The sequence below is a fragment of the Ralstonia nicotianae genome (genome assembly GCF_018243235.1).
GTDB classification, from domain to species: Bacteria; Pseudomonadota; Gammaproteobacteria; order Burkholderiales; family Burkholderiaceae; genus Ralstonia; species Ralstonia nicotianae.
In genome coordinates this window covers 632,708-655,647 of the sequence record NZ_CP046674.1, presented here as the reverse complement: position 1 = coordinate 655,647, position 22,940 = coordinate 632,708, and the positions used below count along the sequence as shown (strand labels likewise).

20 protein-coding genes are annotated in these 22,940 nt (G+C 68.3%); 9 read left to right on the top strand and 11 right to left on the bottom strand.

Features of this window, described 5'->3' with window-relative positions:
• Positions 1–11 precede the first annotated feature (11 nt).
• A complete protein-coding gene (locus GO999_RS03000) occupies positions 12–947 on the top strand; it encodes a carbohydrate kinase family protein (protein WP_011002698.1) in 936 nt (311 codons plus the stop codon).
• A 9-nt stretch (positions 948–956) separates the two neighbouring features.
• Positions 957–1,424 carry an outer membrane lipoprotein gene (locus GO999_RS02995; RefSeq protein ID WP_211906527.1) on the top strand — a complete coding sequence of 156 codons (468 nt, stop codon included), beginning with the start codon at positions 957–959 and terminating at the stop codon, positions 1,422–1,424.
• Positions 1,425–1,674: 250 nt separating this feature from the next.
• Here GO999_RS02995 and GO999_RS02990 read toward each other — a convergent pair whose 3' ends face one another.
• Positions 1,675–2,289 (bottom strand): histone H1-like DNA-binding protein, encoded by a 615-nt coding sequence (locus tag GO999_RS02990; RefSeq protein WP_211906526.1) that lies wholly within the window; start codon positions 2,287–2,289, stop codon positions 1,675–1,677.
• 917 nt (positions 2,290–3,206) lie between these two features.
• Here GO999_RS02990 and GO999_RS02985 point away from each other — a divergent pair.
• Positions 3,207–3,527 carry a hypothetical protein gene (locus GO999_RS02985; protein WP_011002702.1) on the top strand — a complete coding sequence of 107 codons (321 nt, stop codon included), beginning with the start codon at positions 3,207–3,209 and terminating at the stop codon, positions 3,525–3,527.
• Between the two features lie 322 nt (positions 3,528–3,849).
• On the opposite strand, the gene GO999_RS24580 is transcribed toward GO999_RS02985, so the two are convergent.
• Complete coding sequence (locus GO999_RS24580; RefSeq protein WP_231674147.1) at positions 3,850–4,164, bottom strand: hypothetical protein; 315 nt, start codon at positions 4,162–4,164, stop codon at positions 3,850–3,852.
• On the opposite strand from GO999_RS24580, the gene GO999_RS02980 reads away from it, so the two are divergent.
• From GO999_RS02980 to GO999_RS02960, 5 genes are all read left to right on the top strand, one after another.
• Complete coding sequence (locus tag GO999_RS02980; protein WP_249215051.1) at positions 4,082–4,759, top strand: collagen-like triple helix repeat-containing protein; 678 nt, start codon at positions 4,082–4,084, stop codon at positions 4,757–4,759. The genes GO999_RS24580 and GO999_RS02980 overlap by 83 nt on opposite strands.
• 150 nt (positions 4,760–4,909) lie before the next feature.
• Positions 4,910–6,025, top strand: a complete 1,116-nt coding sequence (locus GO999_RS02975) for a collagen-like triple helix repeat-containing protein (protein WP_165591158.1) — start codon at positions 4,910–4,912, stop codon at positions 6,023–6,025.
• A 15-nt stretch (positions 6,026–6,040) separates the two neighbouring features.
• Positions 6,041–6,499, top strand: coding sequence for a DUF2147 domain-containing protein (locus GO999_RS02970; RefSeq protein WP_019718234.1), 459 nt, complete (start codon positions 6,041–6,043; stop codon positions 6,497–6,499).
• A 236-nt stretch (positions 6,500–6,735) separates the two neighbouring features.
• A complete protein-coding gene (locus tag GO999_RS02965) occupies positions 6,736–8,283 on the top strand; it encodes a methyl-accepting chemotaxis protein (protein ID WP_021156256.1) in 1,548 nt (515 codons plus the stop codon).
• Positions 8,284–8,396: 113 nt separating this feature from the next.
• Complete coding sequence (locus GO999_RS02960) at positions 8,397–9,749, top strand: hypothetical protein (protein WP_020832703.1); 1,353 nt, start codon at positions 8,397–8,399, stop codon at positions 9,747–9,749.
• Positions 9,750–9,788: 39 nt separating this feature from the next.
• Here GO999_RS02960 and GO999_RS02955 read toward each other — a convergent pair whose 3' ends face one another.
• Entirely contained in the window at positions 9,789–10,265 is a 477-nt protein-coding gene (locus GO999_RS02955; RefSeq protein WP_011002708.1) for an Lrp/AsnC family transcriptional regulator, read from the bottom strand.
• 204 nt (positions 10,266–10,469) lie between these two features.
• Between GO999_RS02955 and GO999_RS02950 the strand changes: the two genes are divergently transcribed.
• On the top strand, positions 10,470–11,306 hold the full coding sequence (locus GO999_RS02950) for an EamA family transporter (protein ID WP_020425208.1): 837 nt from the start codon (positions 10,470–10,472) through the stop codon (positions 11,304–11,306).
• 26 nt (positions 11,307–11,332) lie between these two features.
• Here the strand turns inward: GO999_RS02950 and GO999_RS02945 are convergent, their stop codons facing one another.
• From GO999_RS02945 to GO999_RS02910, 8 genes are all read right to left on the bottom strand, one after another.
• Complete coding sequence (locus GO999_RS02945) at positions 11,333–12,415, bottom strand: M14 family metallopeptidase (protein WP_038937823.1); 1,083 nt, start codon at positions 12,413–12,415, stop codon at positions 11,333–11,335.
• A 105-nt stretch (positions 12,416–12,520) separates the two neighbouring features.
• The gene (locus GO999_RS02940) at positions 12,521–13,723 is read right to left on the bottom strand and encodes a ribonucleotide-diphosphate reductase subunit beta (protein WP_011002711.1); all 1,203 of its coding nucleotides are present in this window, start codon (positions 13,721–13,723) and stop codon (positions 12,521–12,523) included.
• A gap of 150 nt (positions 13,724–13,873) precedes the next feature.
• Positions 13,874–16,837 carry a ribonucleoside-diphosphate reductase subunit alpha gene (locus GO999_RS02935; protein WP_118887909.1) on the bottom strand — a complete coding sequence of 988 codons (2,964 nt, stop codon included), beginning with the start codon at positions 16,835–16,837 and terminating at the stop codon, positions 13,874–13,876.
• Between the two features lie 436 nt (positions 16,838–17,273).
• Positions 17,274–17,876 (bottom strand): 1,6-anhydro-N-acetylmuramyl-L-alanine amidase AmpD, encoded by a 603-nt coding sequence (gene ampD, locus GO999_RS02930; protein WP_165591156.1) that lies wholly within the window; start codon positions 17,874–17,876, stop codon positions 17,274–17,276.
• On the bottom strand, positions 17,869–19,551 hold the full coding sequence (locus tag GO999_RS02925) for a sigma-54-dependent transcriptional regulator (protein ID WP_020832709.1): 1,683 nt from the start codon (positions 19,549–19,551) through the stop codon (positions 17,869–17,871). The genes ampD and GO999_RS02925 overlap by 8 nt, the downstream gene beginning before the upstream one ends.
• A 26-nt stretch (positions 19,552–19,577) precedes the next feature.
• Entirely contained in the window at positions 19,578–21,626 is a 2,049-nt protein-coding gene (locus tag GO999_RS02920) for an ATP-binding protein (protein WP_019718227.1), read from the bottom strand.
• Positions 21,623–21,967 carry a PP0621 family protein gene (locus tag GO999_RS02915; RefSeq protein WP_503366717.1) on the bottom strand — a complete coding sequence of 115 codons (345 nt, stop codon included), beginning with the start codon at positions 21,965–21,967 and terminating at the stop codon, positions 21,623–21,625. Before GO999_RS02915 ends, GO999_RS02920 begins: the two co-directional genes overlap by 4 nt.
• Positions 21,921–22,832 carry a cytochrome C assembly family protein gene (locus GO999_RS02910; protein ID WP_011002717.1) on the bottom strand — a complete coding sequence of 304 codons (912 nt, stop codon included), beginning with the start codon at positions 22,830–22,832 and terminating at the stop codon, positions 21,921–21,923. The genes GO999_RS02915 and GO999_RS02910 overlap by 47 nt, the downstream gene beginning before the upstream one ends.
• Positions 22,833–22,940: the final 108 nt, after the last annotated feature.

Below are 22,940 nucleotides of genomic sequence, written 5' to 3'. Positions count from 1 at the left end.
GCCCTTCTCCCATGGCCAGCGTGATCTGCGGCTCGGTCGCCTACGACACCATCATGACGTTCGATGGACACTTCCGCGAACACATCCTGCCGGACAAGATCCACATCCTGAACGTGTCCTTCCTGGTGCCCAGCATGCGCCGGGAGTTCGGCGGCTGCGCCGGCAACATCGCCTACACGCTCAAGCTGCTGGGCGGCGAGCCGATCGTCATGGCCACGGTGGGCCAGGACGCCGCGCCGTACCTCGACTACCTGAAAAAGCTCGGCATCTCCACCGCGCACATCAAGGAGATCCCGGGCACGTTCACGGCCCAGGCCATGATCACCACCGACCGAGACAACAACCAGATCACTGCCTTCCACCCGGGGGCGATGAGCGAGTCGCACGTCAATTCGGTCAAGAATGCGCTGCCCGCCAGGCTGGGCCTGGTCGGCCCCGACAGCCGCGACGGCATGCTGCATCACGCGACGCAATTCGCCGAAGCGGGCGTGCCGTTCATCTTCGACCTGGGCCAGGCCATGCCGCTGTTCGACGGCGCCGACCTGCGCCGCTTCGTTGAACTCGCCAGCTACGTGGTGGTCAATGACTACGAAGCGCAGGTCATGCTGTCGCGCACGGGTTACAGCGCGACGGAGCTTGCGCAGCGCGTCGAGGCCTTCATCGTCACGCGCGGGGAACAAGGGGCGGAGATTCACGCCGGCGGCAAACAATACAATGTTCCCGCCGTACCGGCCGAGCAGGTGGTCGATCCGACCGGCTGCGGCGATGCCTTCCGGGGCGGCTTGCTCTACGGCATCGAGAACGGCCTGGACTGGGAAACCACCGGCCGGCTTGCCAGCCTGATGGGCTCGCTCAAGATCGCATGCCAGGGGCCGCAGAACCACGGCCTGCCTGTCGACGAGATCGCCCGGCGCTTTGAATCCGCCTTCGGATACCGGTATCAATAAGGAATCGATATGAACACCACCCTTCGCATCGGCGCCGCCGCCCTGCTGGTCACGGCCCTCGGCCTGCAAGGTTGCGCCACGGGCAGCAACTCCAACAGCGCTTACACGTCCTACCAGGCACAGCGCGAGCAGACCGTACGCTTCGGCACCGTGGAGTCGGTCCGCAATGTCGTGATCGACCGTGAACAGACCGGTGTCGGCACGCTGGCCGGCGGTGCGGTCGGTGGCATCGGTTCGGCAGCGGCCATCGGGCGCGGCAACGGCTCGGTGGCGGCAGGCATCCTGGGCGCCATCGCGGGCGGCATCGCCGGCAGCACCATCGAGGGCCAGGTGAACAAGCGCCCGGGCCTGGAGATCACCGTCAAACTGGACAACGGCGAGTACCGCGCCATCACGCAGGAAGCGGACGAAGCGTTCCGCCCCGGCGAACGGGTGCGCCTGCTGTCGTCGGGCGGCGTGACCCGCGTGACGCACTGAGCGGCTGCCCCGCCCGGCCGCCAACCTGCGGCGCGTCGCGAGGTATCAGCAAGACCGCATCGGCCTGTGCCGGTGCGGTTTTTTTACGCCCGTGCCACGGCGGCCGGCAACAAAAAGCCCGCCGGGGCGCAAGCCAGCCGGCGGGCGGTGCAAGACACCAGGTCTTGCGGACCGGATACGCGGTATCCGGTCAGGTGGGCACGACGCGCGTGCCGCTGTGGTCCCGAAGGATCACCGTCGCAAGAATGGCTTACGGACGGTTGCCAGTCGGGAAGGGCCAGGCCGCAGCCGGGTTCAGCGCGGTCTTGGCAGCCGGGGCAGCAGCAGGCGCAGTGGCCGGAGCAGCGGCGGGCTTGGTGGCAGCCTTCTTCGCCGGAGCCTTCTTCGCAGCGGGCTTTGCAGCCGGCTTTGCAGCGGGCTTGGCAGCGGGCTTCGCGGCAGCCTTCTTCGCAGCGGGGGCCTTCTTGGCAGCAGGCGCCTTCTTGGCAGCGGCCTTCTTCGCGGCCGGGGCCTTCTTGGCCGCAACCTTCTTCACCGCGGCTTTCTTGGCCGGTGCTGCCTTCTTGGCGGCGACCTTCTTCACTGCGGCCTTCTTGGCTGCGGGCGCCTTCTTCGCTGCAACCTTCTTCACCGCGGCTTTCTTGGCCGGCGCTGCCTTCTTGGCGGCAACCTTCTTCACTGCGGCCTTCTTGGCTGCGGGTGCCTTCTTCGCTGCAACCTTCTTGGCAGCGACCTTCTTGGCCGGAGCCTTCTTGGCGACCGGAGCAGCCTTCTTCGCGACGGCCTTCTTGGCCGGAGCCTTCTTTGCAGCAGCCTTCTTGGCCGGGGCCTTGGCGGCCGGTTTCTTCTTAGCAGCAGTTGCCATGGGAAACTCCTTCAGGATTGGGTATCGAACTATCGAGATTGAGCAACCCGACCGGCCCGATCCCACGATGCACCTGCATCGCCAGACCAACCGAGCGAGCGATTCATCGGCGCGCCACCAGACCGCAGTCGCACGCTAATGAATTCGGGGGGAAGACCTGCAACCCGCGCGGCGGACTCACGCAGCAAGTTGTACGCCTCGGCCGGGCACACGCACGCAGCCGCAGTCGACCGGACACACTGCATCCGGCGAGCCTTCATGAATTGAGAGAACCGGGGCCTCATCGCCGCACCGGTCGAAACCTGGTCTTGCGCGAGCCGCTGTGCAGCGTGCAAAGCCGCTTGTAGCGTGACTTTGCGGACAGCGGAGTCTTGGAGAGCGCGCGTTTTCTTTTGAGGGTAGTACGCCTGTCCGATCAGGGGGACCTTGGAGATGGCACCGAATTCGAACAGCCCTGTCGGCGTGGCGTGCTTCAAAGTGGTTACGCTCCTCGACTACTTTTCACTACCGCTCTGGAAGTTCATCGTCGTTGATCGTGCGAAGCTTTCCTGCATTGAAGTCAACGTCTTGTCAAGGCGAATCATAATTCGTTTGTGCGGTGATGTTAAGAGATTTATGCAAAAAGCGCGGTGAGTTTTGGTGAAGGATTGCGCTTGCTCTGTGCCTCATCGCAACCGGGATCGCGCATGCGCATCCGATGACCATGCGAAGGGGCATTTTCTTGCGCCCGATGATCGTGTCGATGCGTTGCTTCCAGCAAACGCACGCTTCCCACAAACCCAATGTTCATGCCGGTTTACAGCCACACAGATGCACGCCGCGATGAACCGCGCGCGTGCTCGGCGTGCGATATCTGGCATCAACGTCAACGCGTGCATCGACATCGCTGAGAGCGCTCGCTCGCGAAGAAAAAAACGATGCGTGGATGCGACAACGCGCACGAAATTTTGCGCGACGAACACGAGCACGCGCGCGATCGATACGACTTCGACATGCGCATCGACACATCGCACTCGCGTGACACCTGCACACGACGCGATGCGCGCGTGTCGGTGAAACGCGAAGACAGTCGGACGAACACGCACGCATCGATCTGCGCATCGACATGCCGCAAGTCGCGTGCCGCGCATCGCGCGGAACCGGACGTGCCGATCGTGTCCACCGCGCGCCTTCCGTGCATCGTCATGTCACAGGTGCGGCACAGTGGTTGCCGCATGGCATCGCGCGGTCGCCGATGACATGGCGACCGGCCCTCGCGATCTTCGCTTCGGCCGGCAGGATCGCTCCGGCACCGCGGCGACCAGGCAGCGCGCGAACACGCGGCGGGTCTGGGAAAAACCCTCACACAGCGTTTGAAACACGGCCGGCGTGTTCCGATAGAAGCATTGCTCTACCGCCTCCGTCGCCCTGCTTTTGCTGCACCAGCATGCCGCTGAAAGGGCCGAATGACGGCGCCTTGCCAGGCGGCGATCGCCGCGAATGCCGCGATCGCACATCGGCGTATCAGGTTATTTCTGATTGCCGCACCTTGCGGTTTCATCCCACGATCCTCGCACTGCATCAGCCCGGCGATCGAGCGCGCAGCGCGGCGCGGACAGGCGCGTTGTCCGTGACAGCAGGGCGAGCCGTCGCAAGGGGCATCACCACGGCGACCGCCTCCCCGAAGACCAGAGAGCGCAAACAAAGGGGTCCCAACAAGCGTTCTGAGTTGTGGAGGAACAAGATGCGCGCACCCGCCTTCTTGTTGAGATCGAGCCCACCGAGTCGTGGGGTTTTCCCGCAGTACCGGCGGTTGGCACGGCGGACGCCGGGCATCCTGGTGATCGTGTCGCTGGTCGGGATCGCAGGCTGCGCCACGTCGGACAGCGGTGACATGGGCACATCGCTAGGCGGCAGCGGCTCGCAGTCGACGTTATCGCTGACGGCACCGGATTCACCGACCTGGTCGAACGACAGCGGCACGACCGACAGCAGCAGCAGCGCGGCCGGCAGCACCACGCCGGTTGAGCAGGTCACGACCGTTGCCGTCACCGCCATCCTGCCGCTCGCCAGCACGCTGACCTCGGCCACGCAGACGCTCGGCGCGACTACCGGGCTCGGCGCACCGGTGAGCAGCGTGCTGACGACGCTGGGCAGCGCGCTCGGCAGCGAAGGCGGCACCCTCACCCAGGCCGGCAAGGGCAATGCGCTGACATCCACGCTGGGCAGCACGGTGAGCGCGCTGGGCACGCTCACCGGTTCGCTCGCCGCGGTGGCGACGCCGGCCGCCTCGTCATCCGGCGGCAGCGCGCCGGGCGGCGCGCTGGGGAATGCGCTGGCCCCCGTGATCACGGCCGTCGGCAGCCTGACGGCCAGCCTGTCCGGTGCCGGCACGGGCAGTCCGCTGAGCGCACTGGGCAGCGCCGGCACGACGCTCGGCGGACTGGTCGGCGGCGGGCTGTCGGGTGTCGTGCCCGATACGCGCCACTAGCGATCGCGCACGGCTTACCGATTTGTTTGGGTTTTTTTCGGCATCCGGCAACCATGGCCACTGGATGCCCCCAACCGGCGCCAGACGCGCGTTCCTCTGACGGCCGGTGTCGTTACGCGGGTCGAGCCTCGCTCAAGAAGGAGACACATCATGACCATTCGCGACTCGCTCCTGACCGCTTCGTCTCGCAAGCGGGTCGCCGCCACCGTCCTGGCCATGCTGGCGCTGGCCGGCCGCGCGTCCGGCGGCAATCCGAACAGCGGCGATGCGCCCGCCTCGACCGCCAACAACGATCCGGGCGCCGTGCCGGTCGGCAATGTCGCCAGCAACGTCGTCACGCAGACCGGCAAGACGGTGAGCGATCTCGGCACGCAGCTCGGCACGGCACAGGTGCCGCTGATCGGTGGCACGGCCGAGCAGAAGGATCTCGGCGCGACCGTCACCTCGGCCGGCAGCACCGTCCAGACCCTGGGGGCGGGCATCAGCACTGGGCTGGGCAAGATCGGTTCGACGCCGGACCCGGTCGGCACGACCGTGCAGAGCACCGGCAACGTGGTGACGGCCACCGGCGTGACGGTAGACAACGCCGGCCAGACCGTCACGGACCTGGGCGCGACGGGTAGCCCGCTGGCGCCGCTGAATCCGATGACGGCACCGGCGGGCAGCACCGTATTGGCACTCGGCCAGGTGCTGCAGGGCGCGGGCGGGCTGGTCACCATTGCGACATCGAGCGGGCCGGTGCAGCAGGTCACGCAGCAGACGAGCAATGCGGTCGTGCCGCTGGCCTCGCAGACCGCGCGCGGGACGCAGCAGGTCGGTAGCACCACCATGCTGGGCGGCCCACTGGCCAACGGCCTCGGCACGGTGGGCGGCGGCCTGGCGAGCGCCGGCGGACAGGTCGGCGCGACCAGCAGCAATCCGCTGGCGGCCGATATCGGCGGCGCCGCGGGCGCGACAGTGGCGAGCGCCGGCGGCCTCGTAAACGGCGGCGGCAGCGGCGGCTCGACCAATCCGCTGGCCACGGTCATGAATGCGCTGAGTGGCAGCGCGAGCGGCAGCAATCCGCTGGCGACGGGCACCGGCACCCTCTCGGGCACCGAGAGCGGCAGCAACCTGCTCGCCCCGATCACGAACGCGCTGGGTGGCGTCACGAACGCCTCCGGCGGCTCCGGCAGCAATCCGCTGTCCACCCTGACCGGTACGCTAGGCGCCCATTGCCCCCTGCCCCTGCCGCCGAGCATCCCTACCGATTTTCCGACTGATTGATCAGGAGACCACACCATGCAACGTCCCCCACACACCCTGTCGCGCCTGCTGGGCGGCCTGGCATTCGCACTGGCGGCCGGCGGCGCCTTTGCGCAGGCCGCCTCGCCGGCCGGCACCTGGAAGACCATCGACGATGCCACGGGCAAGCCCAAGGGCGAAGTGCAGATCGTCGAGAAGGACGGGGTGTTTTCCGGCAGGGTCACCAACATCCTGAAGGAAGAGGATCGCGCCAAGGTCTGCACCAAGTGCACGGACGACCGCAAGGACCAGCCCATCGTCGGCCTGACCATCCTGAAGGATCTGAAGAAGACCGGCGACAACGAATGGGCGGGCGGCAATATCCTCGACCCCGAGAGCGGCAAGGTCTACAGCGCCAAGATGTCGCTGTCGGAGGACGGCCGGAAGCTGAACGTGCGCGGCTTCCTGGGCATCAGTCTGCTGGGCCGCACGCAGACCTGGGTGCGCGAGCAATAGGCACGGCCGCATCGCGCAACGCGCCAACGCAACAACGCAACAACGCGCGGCGGTGCCTTTTGAGGGCACCGCCTCTTTGACACCGGGCATGTCGGCGCCTTCTTTTTTGTCCGCGCGCCGCCACCGCCGGGCGCCGCGTGCCCTTTGCGCCGCTCCATTAAAGAATCGCCGGGCCACCGCCGTTACACCGGACGGGGAAACGCCCATGTGGGCAAGACAAGTGGAGAAAGCCCAACATGCGACAGTGGACACTCAAAGCAAAACTGCGCCTGGCGCTGGCCCTGATGTGGCTGGGCCTGATCGGCGTGGGCGTCTGGAGTGCGATGGAAACCCGGGCCACCATGCTCGATGAGCGCAAGACGGGCCTGCAGAACCTGGTGGATGCCGCCGAGGGCATCGCCAAGCTGTATCACGCGAAGGCGCAGTCCGGCGCCATGGGCGAGGACGAGGCCAGGAAGACCGCCCTCGCGACGCTGGCGTCGCTGCGCTATGGCACCACGGGCTATCTCTTCGTGGTGGATTCGCAGCTGATCCTGCAGATGCACCCGACGCTGGCCGACATGGTCGGCAAGAGCACCGCCCAATTCAAAGACCCGACCGGCAAACCGCTCTACCCGGCCATCGTCAATGCCGCCAAGGACAAAGGCTACGGCTTTGCCGAATACCAGGGCCGCCTGCCGGGCAGCGACACCGCCCTGCCCAAGATCGGCTACGTCAAGCGCTTCGCCCCGTGGGACTGGAACATTTCCAGCGCCGTGTTCCTGCAGGAAGTGGAGACGGCCTACGTCCGCTCGCTGATCGCCAACCTGATTGCCATCCTGGTGGTGGGCGGCGCGGTGACGCTGGCCATGTTCCTCATCATCCGCAATGTGCAGCGCGGGCTGGGCGGTGAGCCGGCCTATGCCACCGAGATCGCCCGCCGAATCGCCGACGGCGACCTGGCGGTGCGCGTGCAGACCCGCCCGGATGACCGCGACAGCATGCTGTTCGCCATGGCCCGGATGCAGCAGCGGCTGACCGGCACCATCGGCCATATCAAGACCTCCGCCGACTCGATCGCCAGCGCCACCCAGCAGATCGCCACCGGCAACGCCGACCTGTCGCAGCGCACGGAAGAGCAGGCCAGCTCGCTGGAAGAGACGGCTTCCAGCATGGAAGAGCTGACCTCGATCGTGAAGCAGAACGCGGACAACGCGCGCCAGGCGAGCACGCTGGCGGTCAACGCTTCGGACATCGCGGTCAAGGGCGGCGAAGTGGTGGGCCGCGTGGTCGAGACCATGGCCGGCATCAACGACAGCAGCAAGAAGATCGCCGACATCATCGGCGTAATTGAGGGCATTGCATTCCAGACCAACATCCTGGCGCTGAACGCGGCGGTGGAAGCCGCCCGGGCCGGCGAGCAGGGTCGCGGCTTCGCGGTGGTGGCGGGCGAGGTGCGCAGCCTGGCGCAGCGCTCGGCGGGGGCGGCCAAGGAGATCAAGGTGCTGATCTCGGACTCGGTCGGCCGGGTCGAGAACGGCACCACGCTGGTGGCCGAGGCCGGCACGGTGATCGACGAAGTGGTGGTGGCGGTCAAGCACGTGACGGACATCATGGGCGAGATCAGCGCGGCGTCGGCCGAGCAGAGCTCGGGCATCGAGCAGGTCAACCAGGCCGTGAACCAGATGGACGAGGTGACGCAGCAGAACGCGGCACTGGTGGAAGAGGCCGCGGCCGCCGCGCTGTCGCTGGAAGAGCAGGCAACGTTGCTGCGCGACGCCGTGGCGTCGTTCCGTACGACCTGACGCCGGCGGGCCGCCCGCTCCCAACGAGGGGAGGGGCGGTCCGCCGTTTTCGGGCACGCCGCATGGTGCTATGCTGCGCGCCAGAGGAACCTCATCATAAAGTTGAAATTATCATGCCCGAGCGCAACCGCAACCGGCCGCCTTTGAGGGGCCTTTTTGGCGCGTTTGCCGGGTCGACCACCAGCGCCCAGACCGGGGCAGAAGACCCCCCTGGCGGCGCTCATGAGCCGATCTCCGGCGCCCGCTCCGAGGCCGCACGCGACGCAGCCGCGCAGGATCTCGCCAGCGACGTCGCCCTGTGGCGGCACGCGCTCGCGGCGGAAGCCGGCGGCCGGGCCCCGCATCCCGATGCGGCCTTGCGCGACGACCTGTCGATCCTGCGGATCCTGCGCCACCCCGACGGCCTGCGCCTGCTGCGGCAAGGATTGCGCAGCGCCTTCCCCGGCGCCGCACTGCGACTGACCAGCTTCTGGCCCGACGAGCAGCCGCACGCCTATCCGGCCCGCGCCGAAGCGCGCCCGGCTGAGTTCGGCGACCTGCTCGTCCTGCTGCGGCTGCGTGGCGCCGTGCCGACGCTGGACTGCCGCGCCCTCTTCGTGACCGCCCGCCGCATCGACCAGCCCGACGATGCGCTGGAGAAATCGCACGCACTGCCGCAGATCGGCCTGTACGAAGGCTGGCCCGATTTCAACGTCTACGCCCGCTCGCCGGTCAAGACGCGCAATGCGGCGTTCCTGGGCAGGTTCGATCTGTCGGCCGAGCTGGAGCCGCTGCGCCGCATCGGCCGCGATCAGCGGCAGTGGCGCTACCTGACGCCATGCACCGGCCTGCAAGCCTACGCACAGTGGCCGGGCATCCGACCGCCGTCGCCGCTGCAGTGGCGCTGGCCGGCCGGCCAGCAGGCCGGCGGTGCGCGCCCCGCCGGCGGCTCGTTCACCGGCCTGCTGCGCCAGCTCGCCCGCCCGGAAGGCCCGGGCGAGGACTGCTCGGCGGGCACCGACGTGCCGACCTGGGGACGCCTGATCAGCAAGCTGCTCGACCACAGCTGGGAAGTGGCCCCCGGCCATGCGCTCAAGAGCGGCAACATCGCGCCGACGGCCTTCTGGACCCGGCTGCGCGGTTTCCTGACGGCCGAATATCTGCTCGGCACGCATTCGCTGCAGAAGGGCTTCGGCACCTCCCTGCCGTTCGAGATGGCCAACGGCCTGCAGGACATCGCGCGCGACGACTGGACGGCCACCACCGGCTTCGACCCGGAAGACCTCGACGTGCCAGGCGTGCGCGGCACCCTGCAGCGCATCGCCGCCTCCCGGCTGTCGGTGTTCGGCATGAGCACGGAAGATCCGGCGCCGCTGGCCGCCCCGCGCGAGGCACCGCGCAACCTGGCCACGCGCAGCGGCGGCGAGCGCGAAGGCCAGCGCGTGCTGCTGATCGACGTGATCCGCCCGAGCGCCGCCGCACTGTGAGCCCCGCCCTGCCCCGGGCGGCGGCCTGATCCCCACGGCTCAGCCGGCCTCGGGCTCGGCGATGGGAATCTTGGTTTCGTACTTCGCGCAGTGCATGACGAAGTTGCTCTTGAAGCCACGCACGTTGTTGTCGGCGATGAACACGCGCCGCGTGAAGGCGTGGTAGGCCTCCATCGAGGCGGCGTTGACCGACAGCAGGAAATCCGCCTCGCCGGAGATCTCGTAGCACGCCAGCACATCGGGCTCGGCGCTCATCTTGCGCTCGAAATCGCGCAGCGCGGCGCTGTGCTGGCGGTCCAGCTCCACCCACACGAACACCGTCAGCGGACGGCCGACGCGCACCCGGTCCACCAGCGCGACCTGCCGCAGCAGGATGCCCTCCGCGCGCATCTGGGCAATGCGCCGCTGACAGGTCGCCACCGACATGTGCACGCGCTCGGCCAGCGCGCGCAGCGGCAGGGTGGCATCGTCCTGCATCAGGTTCAGTAGCTGGATATCGCGCCGGTCGAGCTGCATGGCGATGGCCTCCGGGTGGGACTCGATCCCTCCATTTTTTCGCAGAATTTCGAGAAGAACCATGCCGCAGCCCACGCTTTACGAAATTTTTTCTCCACGTTCACGGCTATGCTGGGGCATCCCCCGCCTGCGGCCACACGCATGAACTCGCCTTCCACTGTCGCCCCGACGTCTTCGGCCGGCCGCCCTTCGCTCTGGATGCCGATGCTGGCGCTGCTCGGCTCCATGGCCTCCGTCTGCGTCGGCAATTCCTTCGCCAAGACCCTGTTTCCTGCACTGGGCGCGGCCGGCACGGTAACGTACCGGATCACCATCGGCGCGGCGATCCTGCTGGCCCTGTGGCGGCCGTGGCGATTGCGCCTGCACCGCCGCGATGCGGGCAGGATCGCGCTGTACGGCGTCACGCTGGCCAGCATGAACCTGCTGTTCTACCTGTCGCTCACGCGGCTGCCGATCGGGATCGCCATCGCCATCGAGTTCACCGGACCGCTGGTGCTAGCGGTGGTGCTGTCGCGGCGCGCGCTGGATTTCGTGTGGATCGGGCTGGCGGTGGCCGGGCTGCTGATCCTGACCGTGGGCGGCCGGGCGGTCGGGCAGATCGATCCGCTCGGCGCGGCCTATGCGCTGGGGGCCGGCGTGTGCTGGGCGCTCTATATCGTGACCGGCAAGCGTGTCGGTACGCTGCCGGCGGGTCAGGCCACATCGCTGGGCATGGCGGTGGGCGCACTGTTTGCGATTCCGTTCGGGGTGGTGCAGGCGGGGCCGGCGCTGCTGGCGCCGTCGCTGATCGTCGCCGGCCTGGGGCTGGGCGTGCTGTCGAGCGCCGTGCCCTACTCGCTGGAGATGGTGGCGCTCAGGCACCTGTCGGGCCGCACCTTCAGCGTGCTGCTGAGCCTGGAGCCGGCCATCGGCGCGCTGGCCGGCGCGGTGGTGCTGCATGAGCATCTGTCGGCGCGGCAGTGGGTGGCGATTGTCGCCATCATCGCGGCATCGGCCGGCTGCGCGGCGACGGCACGGTCACGCCGGGCGGCCGAGGCCTGACACCGCGCGCCCCGCCGAACGCGCTGCTAGCCGGAGAAGCGCGCCACCGCCTGCAGCACCGCAACCCGTGCCTGCGCGTAGACCATGCCCTTCCAGGCCGGCGTGTCGCAATAGAACGCATCACGCAGGCCCTTGCGGATGGCGGCGGCCTGATCGGGCGACGTCCCGGGATGCCGATGCAGCCAGTGATCGGCCCGCAGCGCCTGCATCACGGCCATCGGTTCGAGCGTGCCGAACTCCAGCGTAATGACGGTCTTCTCGACGGCGGGAAACAGCGCGCCGGCACGGTCCACCAGCGCCCCCTCGACCACCGACGAGACCGACCCCGCCGCCGCGATCGGCCGGACATCCGCGCCCCAGGTGCCGATGGCACGCTCCAGTTCGCGCGGATCGGCGCCGGAGAAGATCTTTTCGCCATGGCCGTGGGCGCCGAGTCCGGTGTGCAGGTCGATCCACGCCAGGCGCGGCGCGTCTGCCGCGTGGCGGGACAGGATCGCGCAAGCCTGCGCGGTGCTCCAGCAGGTCGCCCCGCCGCCGTAGAACATGCCATCCGGGATGGTGTATTGGCCGATCGTCATCGCATCGCGCAGGGCCGCCTCGCCGTGCATCGCAAGATACTGCTGCAGCGCCGCCTGGTTGGCGGCGTCCGGCGGCCAGGTATCCGGCAACAGCAGCGGATCGACCTCGATATAAGCCGGGTTGGCCGACGCGACCGCGGCGAAATCGGCGCTGTTGCGGTTCAGGTCGACGTTGTCTTCGTTCACCCGCCGCAGATGCGCGAACCCGTACGGGTTGACCGCGTGGACCAGCAGCAGCGCCACCCTGCCGGCGGCCAGCCGTGCGAACAGCGCGTCGTCGCGCAGCAGGCCGACCTGGCAGCCGGAGCCGCAGAACCCCTCGACACCATGAATGCCGGAGGTCAGCACCAGCAGCACGCCGGGCCGGTCCGGCAGGAAGCACGCCGTGTCGATGGAAAGCGGCTCCCCGGCCGGCCCCAGCGCGTGCGGATGCACCGCGCGCTCGATGGCCAGCCCGCGCGCCCGGGCCGCGTCCAGGAAGCGGGCGCGCGCCTGATCGTAGGTCTGGGCGAAAAAGGATTCGATCTCGATGGCCATGTCCGGACCGCGCGCCGGGAAGGCACGCGCAAAAAAATAGGCGACGCAGCCAGCGTCGCCTATTTCCGTGTCAAGCGCGTGGAGCGCTCACTGTGGTGCTCAGTCCCACGACAGCGCGCCGCCGGTCTGGTACTCGATCACGCGCGTCTCGAAGAAGTTGCGCTCCTTCTTCAGGTCGATCATCTCGCTCATCCACGGGAACGGGTTGTCTTCGTTCGGGAACAGCGCGTCCAGGCCGATCTGCTGGCAGCGGCGGTTGCAGATGAAGCGCAGGTAACCCTTGAACATCGGCGCGTTCAGGCCCAGCACACCGCGCGGCATGGTGTCCTCGGCGTAGCGGTATTCCAGGTCGACGGCCTTCTTGAACAGCTCCGTGATCTCGGCCTTGAACTCGGCCGTCCACAGGTGCGGGTTCTCCAGCTTGATCTGGTTGATCAGGTCGATGCCGAAATTGCAGTGCAGCGACTCGTCGCGCAGGATGTACTGGTACTGCTCGGCGGCGCCCGTCATCTTGTTCTGGCGGCCCATCGCCAGGATCTGCGTGAAGCCCACGTAGAAGAACAGCCCTTCCATGATGCAGGCGAACACGATCAGCGACTTCAGCAGCTTCTGGTCGTTCTCCGGCGTGCCGGTCTTGAACGACGGATCGGTCAGCGTGTCGATGAACGGGATCAGGAACTCGTCCTTGTCGCGGATCGACTGCACCTCGTGGTACGCGTTGAAGATCTCGGCCTCGTTCAGGCCCAGCGATTCGACGATGTACTGGTAGGCGTGCGTGTGGATCGCCTCTTCAAACGCCTGGCGCAGCAGGTACTGGCGGCACTCCGGCGCGGTGATCTGGCGGTACGTGCCCAGCACGATGTTGTTGGCGGCCAGCGAATCGGCCGTCACGAAGAAGCCCAGGTTGCGCTTGATGATGCGGCGCTCGTCCTCGGTCAGACCGTTCGGGTCCTTCCACAGGGCGATGTCGCGCGACATGTTGATCTCTTGCGGCATCCAGTGGTTGGCGCAGCCGGCCAGGTATTTTTCCCAGGCCCACTTGTACTTGAACGGCACCAGCTGGTTGACGTCGGTGGCGCCGTTGATGACGCGCTTGTCGGCGGCGTTGACGCGGCGGCTGCTCTGCGCGGCGGCGGCGTTCGGGTTGTTGCCCAGGATACCCGCGGCCTGCGTGGCCGACGGCGGCAGCGCACCGCCCTGGTCGGGCGTGAACGATTGCAGCGGCGGCTGTGGTTGGTAGGCGGGCTGCGGTGCAGCCTGCGGTTGTGCGGCAGGTTTGACGTCGTCGTCCCAGCTCAGCATGGAATTTCTCCGAAATCTCTCAATTGGACCCGCCGGCGGCGCGCATGTTTCGGAACATGCGCGGCCCATCCGGCCGGTGGCCGTTGGCAATAACGGGCCGCATCGGCGATGCCATGCGGCCCCTGGGGCGCTTGATGGACCCAGCCTCGGTTATTGGCAGGCCTCGCATTCCTCGAAACCGGGATCGCCGGGGCGCATCGTGCACACGGCGCCTTCGGCTTCCGGCATCGCCGGCGCGGTGGCGGCCACGGTGTCCAGCGCGCTGGCCGGGGCCACCGGCGCGGCACCCGCCGCCGCCACGCTGCCGGCATCGCTGCCCGACGACACGGCGTTCAGCGTGCCGCGCGACACGGTGGACTTCTCCACGTGCGTCGCGCCGATGGTGCGCAGGTAGTAGGTGGTCTTCAGGCCACGCAGCCACGCCAGCTTGTAGGTGTCGTCCAGCATCTTGCCCGACGCGCCGGCCATGTAGATGTTCAGCGACTGCGCCTGATCGATCCACTTCTGGCGGCGCGAGGCGGCCTCCACCAGCCACTGCGGCTCCACTTCGAAGGCCGTCGCGTACAGGTCGCGCAGGTCTTGCGGGATGCGGTCGATGCGGGCCAGCGAGCCGTCGAAGTACTTCAGGTCGGCGACCATCACTTCATCCCACAGGCCGCGTGCCTTCAGGTCGCGCACCAGGTAGTCGTTGACCACCGTGAACTCGCCCGACAGGTTCGACTTGACGTACAGGTTCTGGTACGTCGGCTCGATGCATGCGGACACGCCGATGATGTTGGAGATCGTCGCCGTCGGAGCGATCGCCACGCAGTTGGAGTTGCGCATGCCGTGCTGCTGGATGCGCTCGCGCAGACCATCCCAGTCCATCGTCGACGACAGGTCGGCCTCCAGATAACCGCCGCGCTCCTGCGCCAGCAGCTTGAGCGAGTCCTGCGGCAGGACACCGCGATCCCACAGCGAGCCCTTGTAGGTGCTGTAGCGGCCACGCTCTTCGGCCAGCTCGGTCGAGGCCCAGTAGGCGTAATAGCACACGGCTTCCATCGAGGTGTCGGCGAACTGCACCGCGGCATCGGTGGCGTACGGGATGCGCAGCACGTGCAGCGCGTCCTGGAAGCCCATGATGCCCAGGCCCACCGGACGGTGGCGCAAGTTGGAGTCCCGCGCCTTCTTGACGGCGTAGTAGTTGATGTCGATCACGTTGTCGAGCATGCGCATGGCGGTGCGCACGGTCTTCTTGAGCTTGTCGTGATCGAGCGCGTAGCTGCCGTCGGCCTGCTTGACCACGTGGGCAACCAGGTTGACCGAGCCCAGGTTGCACACGGCGATCTCGCTGTCGTTGGTGTTCAGCGTGATCTCCGTGCACAGGTTGGAGCTGTGCACCACGCCCACGTGCTGCTGCGGGCTGCGGATGTTGCACGGGTCCTTGAACGTGATCCACGGGTGGCCGGTCTCGAACAGCATGCCCAGCATCTTGCGCCACAGTTGCAACGCCGGCATCTTCTTGAACAGCTTGATCTCGCCGCGGGCAACCTTCTCTTCATAGCCCAGGTAGGCGGTCTCGAATGCCTTGCCGACCTTGTCGTGCAGATCCGGGCAGGTGGACGGCGAGAACAGCGTCCATTCGCCACCCTCCATCACGCGCTTCATGAACAGGTCCGGGATCCAGTTGGCCGTGTTCATGTCGTGCGTGCGGCGGCGGTCGTCGCCGGTGTTCTTGCGCAGCTCCAGGAATTCCTCGATATCCAGGTGCCACGTCTCCAGGTACGCGCACACCGCGCCCTTGCGCTTGCCGCCCTGGTTCACGGCCACGGCCGTGTCGTTGACCACCTTCAGGAACGGCACCACGCCCTGGCTCTTGCCGTTGGTGCCCTTGATGTGCGAGCCCAGCGCGCGCACATTGGTCCAGTCGTTGCCCAGGCCGCCGGCGAACTTGGACAGCAGCGCGTTTTCCTTGAGCGCCTCGTAGATGCCGTCCAGGTCGTCCGACACCGTGGTCAGGTAGCACGACGACAGCTGCGAGCGGCAGGTGCCCGAGTTGAACAGCGTCGGCGTGGACGACATAAAGTCGAACGACGACAGCAGCTGGTAGAACTCGATGGCGCGCGCTTCGCGGTCGATTTCATTGAGCGACAGGCCCATCGCCACGCGCATGAAGAACGCCTGCGGCATCTCGATGCGCTTGTCGCTGATGTGCAGGAAGTAGCGGTCGTACAGCGTCTGCAGGCCGAGGTAGTTGAACTGCAGGTCGCGCGAGGCGTCGAGCGCGGCGCCCAGCTTGGCCAGGTCGAACTGGGCCAGCGTGTCGTCCAGCAGGCCGGCGTTGATGCCGCGCTTGATGAACTGCGGGAAGTAATCGGCATAGCGCCCGGCCATCTCGGCCTGGGTGACTTCCTCGCCCAGGATTTCACGGCGGATCGTGTGCAGCAGGATGCGTGCGGTGGCCTGGCTGTAGGCCGGATCCTTCTCGATCAGGGTCCGCGCGGCCAGGATGGCCGAGTCGTACACCTGGCTCATCGGCACGCCTTCGTACAGGTTCTTGACGGTCTCCTTGAGGATCGGCTCCGGATCCACCGACTCGCCCAGGCCCGCGCAGGCCGACACGATCAGGTTGCGCAGCGCCGCCATGTCGAGCGGGCGGGTGATGCCGCCGTCCGTCACGTTCAGGCCGATGAAGGCCGGCTGCTGCTGCGTCTCGCCCGCCTGTGCGCGCTCCTGCGAGCGGCGCTCGCGGTACAGCACGTAGGCGCGGGCGACATCGTGCTCGCCCGAGCGCATCAGGGCCAGTTCGACCTGGTCCTGCACATCCTCGATGTGGAACGTGCCGCCATTCGGACGGCTGCGCAGCAGCGCGCGCACCACGTTCTGGGTCAGGCCCTCGACCAGCTCGCGCACGCGCGCGGAAGCGGCGCCCTGCCCGCCGTTGACGGCGAGGAAGGCCTTGGTCATCGCCACGGCGATCTTGGAGGGCTCGAAGCCGACCACGGCACCGTTGCGGCGGATGATCTTGTAGTCGGCGTAGCCGGCGCCGGAGGCCACGGCCGTGCCCTCGGCAGGTTGCGAAAACGCGGTGGGATTGGCGGTGCCGGAGTGGATTTCTGTTTGGGCCGTCTGCATGGTGACTCCTGTTAGCCGTTCGGGATGGCAGCCCGCCGGAGGGCGGCAGGCTCGCGCGCCGCGCAGGAAATCGAGACGCGAAAGGCCCTTGCCTTCTCCTCGCCCCAAGCGCCGGCTTGACCTGCCGAACGCGCGCGCCCGCGCGGCGCCAAAATCAGAATTCCGGAACGCCACCACTATATCTAGTGTGCCGCTCCGGAATTGGCACTAAGTATAGTGGAACGATCGAACTTGACCAGACTTGACAGATGGCGGCGACGGGCTATTTCCCAACCCGGATGCGGCGCCGCAAACCCGCCATCCCAGGCGGCACAACGGGTCGGCGGCATCGGCGTGCGGCGATGCGGTGAACTCGCTTTGAGAATAAATCTTTCTATTGATCAAGCAAGTTCGATAGAAATCACATGCGCAAACGCGAAGCGATCGCGCATGCTCATCAGGCCGGAGCCGCGCCTGCCTGGTACGGGAACAGTGCCGCCTCCAGTTTCGCGAGGCGGCGCAGGTGTGCCCAGTCGAAGCACGGCCCCGGGTCCGTCTTGCGCCCGGGCGCGATGTCGGAATGCCCAGCGATTGCCCGGATCGGGTACGCCGCGCAGATCGCCCGCACCAGGGCCGCCGTCGCCGCGTACTGGGCGGGCGTGAAGGGCTGGTCGTCCGTCCCCTCGATCTCGATGCCGATGGAGAAGTCGTTGCAGCGCGTGCGGCCGAAGAAATCCGATACGCCGGCATGCCAGGCGCGCGTGTCGCAGGGAGCGAACTGCACGCACGCCCCGGTGCGGCGGATGAAGAAGTGCGCCGAAACCCGCACGCCGCGCAACTGCTCGAAGTAGGGATGGGCGCCGCAGTCGAGCGTGTTGGCAAAGAAATCCAGCACGTCGTCGGTGCCGAAACGCGCGGGCGGCAGGCTGATGTTGTGCAGCACGATCAGGTCGATCGGCAGGCCCTCGGGGCGCGCATCGACATTGGGCGAAGGATGCCGGCACACCCCGTCCGCCCAGCCGTCCGCGCCGATGCGCACCGGCCCGGCCACCTCAGGCATCACCCACCCCGCCGTTGCCCGCCGCGGCTTCGATGTCGCGCGGATCGCGGATGTCCAGCTGCTGCATCCGGTAGCGCAGCTGCCGGAAGCTCAGGCCGAGCAGCTTGGAGGCCGCCGTCCGGTTGAAGCCGGTCTGCGCCAGCGCGGCCAGGATCACGCCGCGCTCCACCGATTCGAGGTAGGCCGGCAAGTCCACCGGCAAGGACACCGCGGGCATGGCCGGCGCGGCCGGCTCGATCACCGGCGCGGGCTCGACCGGCACGGGCACGACGACGGGATGCGGCATCAGGCCCATCGGCACCGGCACGGGAATGTAGGCCGCATCGGGCCAGCCGCCCACCGGCTGCGGCACGCCGAGCGGATGCGCGACATGGCCGGGATGCCCCGGATGGGCGGGATGGCCGGGCGCCGGCACCGGCGGCAGGTGCGCCGGGTGCACGGGATGGCCGCCATGCGCCTCGCGCGCGCGGTGGAACAGCGGCGAGCGCTCGATGTCGGTGCCCAGCGCGCCGAGATGGTCCACGTCGATCGACTCGCCCTCGGCAAAGGCGTAGGCGCGCTCCAGCAGGTTATCCAGCTCGCGCACGTTGCCGGGAAACGGATAGGCGCACAGCTGCTGCAGCGCCTGGCGCGTGAGCCGCTTCGGCCGCGGATCGCCATAGCGCGCGGCCAGCTGCTCCAGCAGCACGCCCGCCAGGACCGGCACGTCCTCGGCGCGCTCGCGCAGCGTCGGCATGCGCAGCTCCAGCACGTTGAGCCGGTAGAACAAATCTTCGCGGAAACGCCCGGCGGCGACCAGGCGCGCGAGGTTCTGGTGGCTCGCGCATACCACGCGCACGTCGACCGGGTCTTCGCGGCTCTCGCCGATCTTGCGCACGCGGCGCTCCTGCAGCGCGCGCAGCAGCTTGACCTGCATGGTCAGCGGCAGGTCGGCCACCTCGTCGAGCATAAGCGTGCCGCCGTGGGCCGCCTGGAAGAAGCCCTGGCGGTCGCTGTCGGCACCCGTGAAGGCGCCCTTCACGTAGCCGAAGAACTCGGCTTCCATCAGGTTCTCGGGAATCGCGCCGCAGTTGACGGCCACGAACGGCCGCGCCGAACGCGACGACAGCGCGTGGATGGCGCGCGCCGCGCGCTCCTTGCCGCTGCCCGATTCGCCGCTGATCACCACCGGCGCCATGCTGCGCGCCAGCCGCAGCAGCGAGCGGCGCACCTCCTGCATGGCGGCCGAATGGCCGGGCAGCAGCGCACTGGTGCGTTCGGCGAGATCGGCGCTGCCGGGATCGGGATCGCGCTGCTGGCGGCCCAGCGCGTTGAGCACCAGGCTGCGCAGCTGGTCGAGCGACAGCGGCTTGGCGATGTAGTCGAACGCGCCCGCCTTGAGCGCCTCCACCGCGTTCTCGGCGCTGCCGTAGGCGGTGATGACGGCCACCGGCGTGCGATCGGCGGTGGCCGAGAGCTGGCGCACCAGGTCGATGCCCAGGCCGTCGCCCAGGCGCATGTCGGTCAGCACCAGCGCAAAGCGTTGCCGCGTCAGCGCCTCGCGCGCCTCGGCCAGGCCGCCGGCCAGCACCACATCGTGCCCCATGCGCCGCAGGGAGATCTCCAGCAGCTCACGCAGATCGGCCTCGTCATCGACGACGAGGATGGGTTCGCGAACGACGGCAGCTTTGGACATGGGGGGACGGAAAAACGGCTGGCGGCTCATTCCGCCGGCACAGCGGGTGGGTCGAACATCAGGGTGATGACGAAAGCGCGGCGCGGCAGGCCCTCGCGCACCTCCATGGTCATCACTCCGGTGCGATCGAGCAAGGATTCGAGCGCGATGTCGCCGTAGCGGATCTGCGCATCGTTGGCACCGCACAACTCGCGGGCCATGTAGAGACCGAGCCCGGTGCCCTGCGCGTCATTGGTGAAGAACGGCTCGAACAGGCTACGCTGCTGCTCGGCGGACACCTCGGGGCCGTCGTTCCAGATCACCAGTTCGGCGTGGGTGTCATCCAGCGGATAGGCCGCCAGCAGGATCGAGCCCGGCACGCCGCGACAATAGCGCAGCGCGTTGTCGAGCAGGTTGCCCACCACCTGCTGCAGGTGGGCCGGATCGAACAGCACCGGCCGCGCCAGGTCGACCGCCACGCGCACCAGGTCGGCGCTGATTTCGGTGGCCTCGCCCGCGCGGCGCAGCGCCTCGGCACGCCAGCGCTCCACCACCTCGGGCAGCACCTGCGCGAGCTGCTCGCGCACGCGCTCGCCGCGCGGCCGGCGCGACAGCATCAGGACATCGGCGACCACCTGGTCGAGACGGCGCACGTTATCGCGGATGATGCGCAGCAGGCGCGTCTCCACGCCGCGCCCCTCGGGGCGCACCGGCTCGCCGCCCTCGCCCGGGTCGTCCAGCAGTTCGGCCGCCTGGCTGATGGCCGCGAGCGGGTTGCGGATCTGGTGCGCCACGCTGGCCACCAGCCGCCCCATCGATGCCAGCTTTTCCTGCTGGGCCTGCTCGGTCACGCGCTCCCAGCTCTCCACGTGCACCAGCACGGTGTCGTGCAGTTCGTGGCGCAGGAAGACTTCGTCATCGGCGGACCAGCCCGGTGCGACGGTCTCGGCCGTGGAGCCGCGCGCACGCGGCGGCTCGCCGGCGGCCTCGCCGGGCAGGCCCAGACCGATCGAGCTGACCAGGCTATCCATATAGACGCGGCCCAGGTTCGCCAGGCTCGGCAGGATGAAGCGCAGGCGCAGACGGGCACGCAGCGCGGCACGGCCGCCCGCGGCGATCGGCTGCAGGTCGAGGATGCGCGTGGCCTCGTCATCGCCGGCCACGTCGGCGCCGCTGCCCGGCTGCCGGTTCCGGCGGCGCAGCCACTGGCGCAGCGTTTCCAGCAGCGGATGCAGGTGCGGGATGTCCTTCAGGTCGAACAGCATGGTCCCGCTGCCGACGAATGCATTCTGCGGCACGCCCAGCAGCATCGCCGCGGCGGGATTGGCGGCCACCACGCGGCCGTCGGCGCGCACCAGCATCACGCCGTCCTGCATGTCATAGACCATCAGCCGGTTCACCAGCTGCTGCAGGCGCAGCTCGCGCTCGCGGGCCAGCGTCAGGCGCTCCTGCGCCACCTGCCGGTGCGACAGCCCGTACATCATCAGCGCGGCCATCATGTAGACCAGGCCGTACAGCCCGGCGGAGGCCAGCCCCGAGTCGATCCCGCCATCGCCCAGCATGCGCAGGAAGGGCGCAGCCAGCACCACCATCGATGCCACTGCCGCAGTGAACAGGGCATACAACAGGCTGGTCAGCGCGCCGGCCGCCAGCACCGGCATCAGGAACACCATCGCCACGCTGGCCGACAGGTGCGACAGCGTCGCATAGGCCAATCCGAGGAAGAGCAGGTCCAGCAGCACGTCCAGCCGCACCCGGAACTGGAAACGCGAGCGCCACCACCCCGCCGCCGCCAGGATCAGCAGCGCCAGCGCCAGGTACGGCAGCGTCAAGCTGAGCATGGCGTCGCCGACGGGTGCCGGCAGATCGCTCGCATGCTCGCGGGGGATCGAGACGAACAGCAGCAGCACCAGCGCCACCGCCGCCCGGCTGAAGGCGAAGTAGCGCAGCAGGCGCCACTGGAATTCGGGCGGATCAGGCTCCAGCCACACCGCGCGCAGCGCACGCCAGGCGTTCAGGCGCGACCACAGGCGCATGCCGGACGCCCCGGCACCCGCAGCGTCGGCACCGCCCGCCTTGGAAGCGTCGCGCATCATGCGCCGCCCCGGCCGTCGGCCTGGTCGGCATGCTCGGCACACCGATAGCGCCCGCCAGGCAGGGCCACCATGCCGGTGCGCGGCGCATGCACGCCGCAGACAGCGCATTGCTCGATCCGCTGCGCCGCGTCCGGCGTCTTCGTGCGCTGGCGCCCGGCGGGGGCCGACGGCGTCGGGCGCGCATGGCGCGAGCTCTGGCGGCTGAGCCACCACAGGCCGGCGAGCAGCAGCAGGATCAGCAGGACGGGACGGGCCATGGTGGAGGAACGAAGGACGGAACCGCGAGCGGGCGCGCTATGCGCGATGCAAGATGACTTCCAGCACGAAGCGGCTGCCGACATAGGCCAGCATCAGCGTCGCAAAGGCCGCCATCACCCAGCGCAGCGCCACGCGCCCGCGCCAACCGTAGAAACGGCGGCCGATCAGGATGCCGCCGAACATCGCCCACGACAGGATGGCGAAGACGGTCTTGTGATCGACATGGAACGCCCGGCCAAACAACTGCTCGGAGAACAGCATGCCCGAGGCGATCGTCAGCGTGAGCAGCACGAACCCCGCGCCGATCAGACGGAACAGCAGCTTCTCCAGCGTCAGCAGCGGCGGCAGCAGATCCAGCCAGCGCCCAAGCCAGCCGGATTCCGCCGGCCGGTTGATGGTATGCAGGCGGCGCTCGGCGGCCAGCATCAGGATGGCGTGGAAGGCCGCCAGCGTGAACAGCCCGTAGGCCACGTTCGCGATGGCGAAGTGCAGCTTGAACAGCGGGCTGGCGGCATAGCCGAGGATCTGCGTGCCCGGGAACGCCAGCGGCAGCAGGCTGCCGACCAGCGCGACCGGCATCACCAGCAGGCCCAGGCCCGCCAGCGAGAAGAACAGGCTCTCGATCCAGTAGATGCCAACGCCGAGCCACAGCATGGACGACAGCGCATAGGCGAAGCCGAACTTCATGGAAGCAGCCGGGAAGATGGTCTCGTGCAGCAGCATCCCGTGCACCGCCAGCGCACCCAGCAGGGCCCAGCGCCACCAGGCGGGGCCGGATTCGGCGGCCGGCGGCGGGGGCGGCACCAGCACGGCCGCGCCGGCCAAAGGCTGGCCGCCGGACACCAGGGCACCCGCTGCCTGGGCCTCGAGGCCGCCGCGACGCGCCCACGCGTACCAGGCGAGGGCCCCGTAGAGAAGCGCTGTCAGCGCATACAGTACAATCACCATTTGCGCAGTTTACCGCAGCGGCCTGACCTTTTGGCCGGCGCACACCGCCTGCCGGCCCACCGACCGGGTCCGGCATCGTGGCCACGCGGGGCGCACATTCCGGAGGCG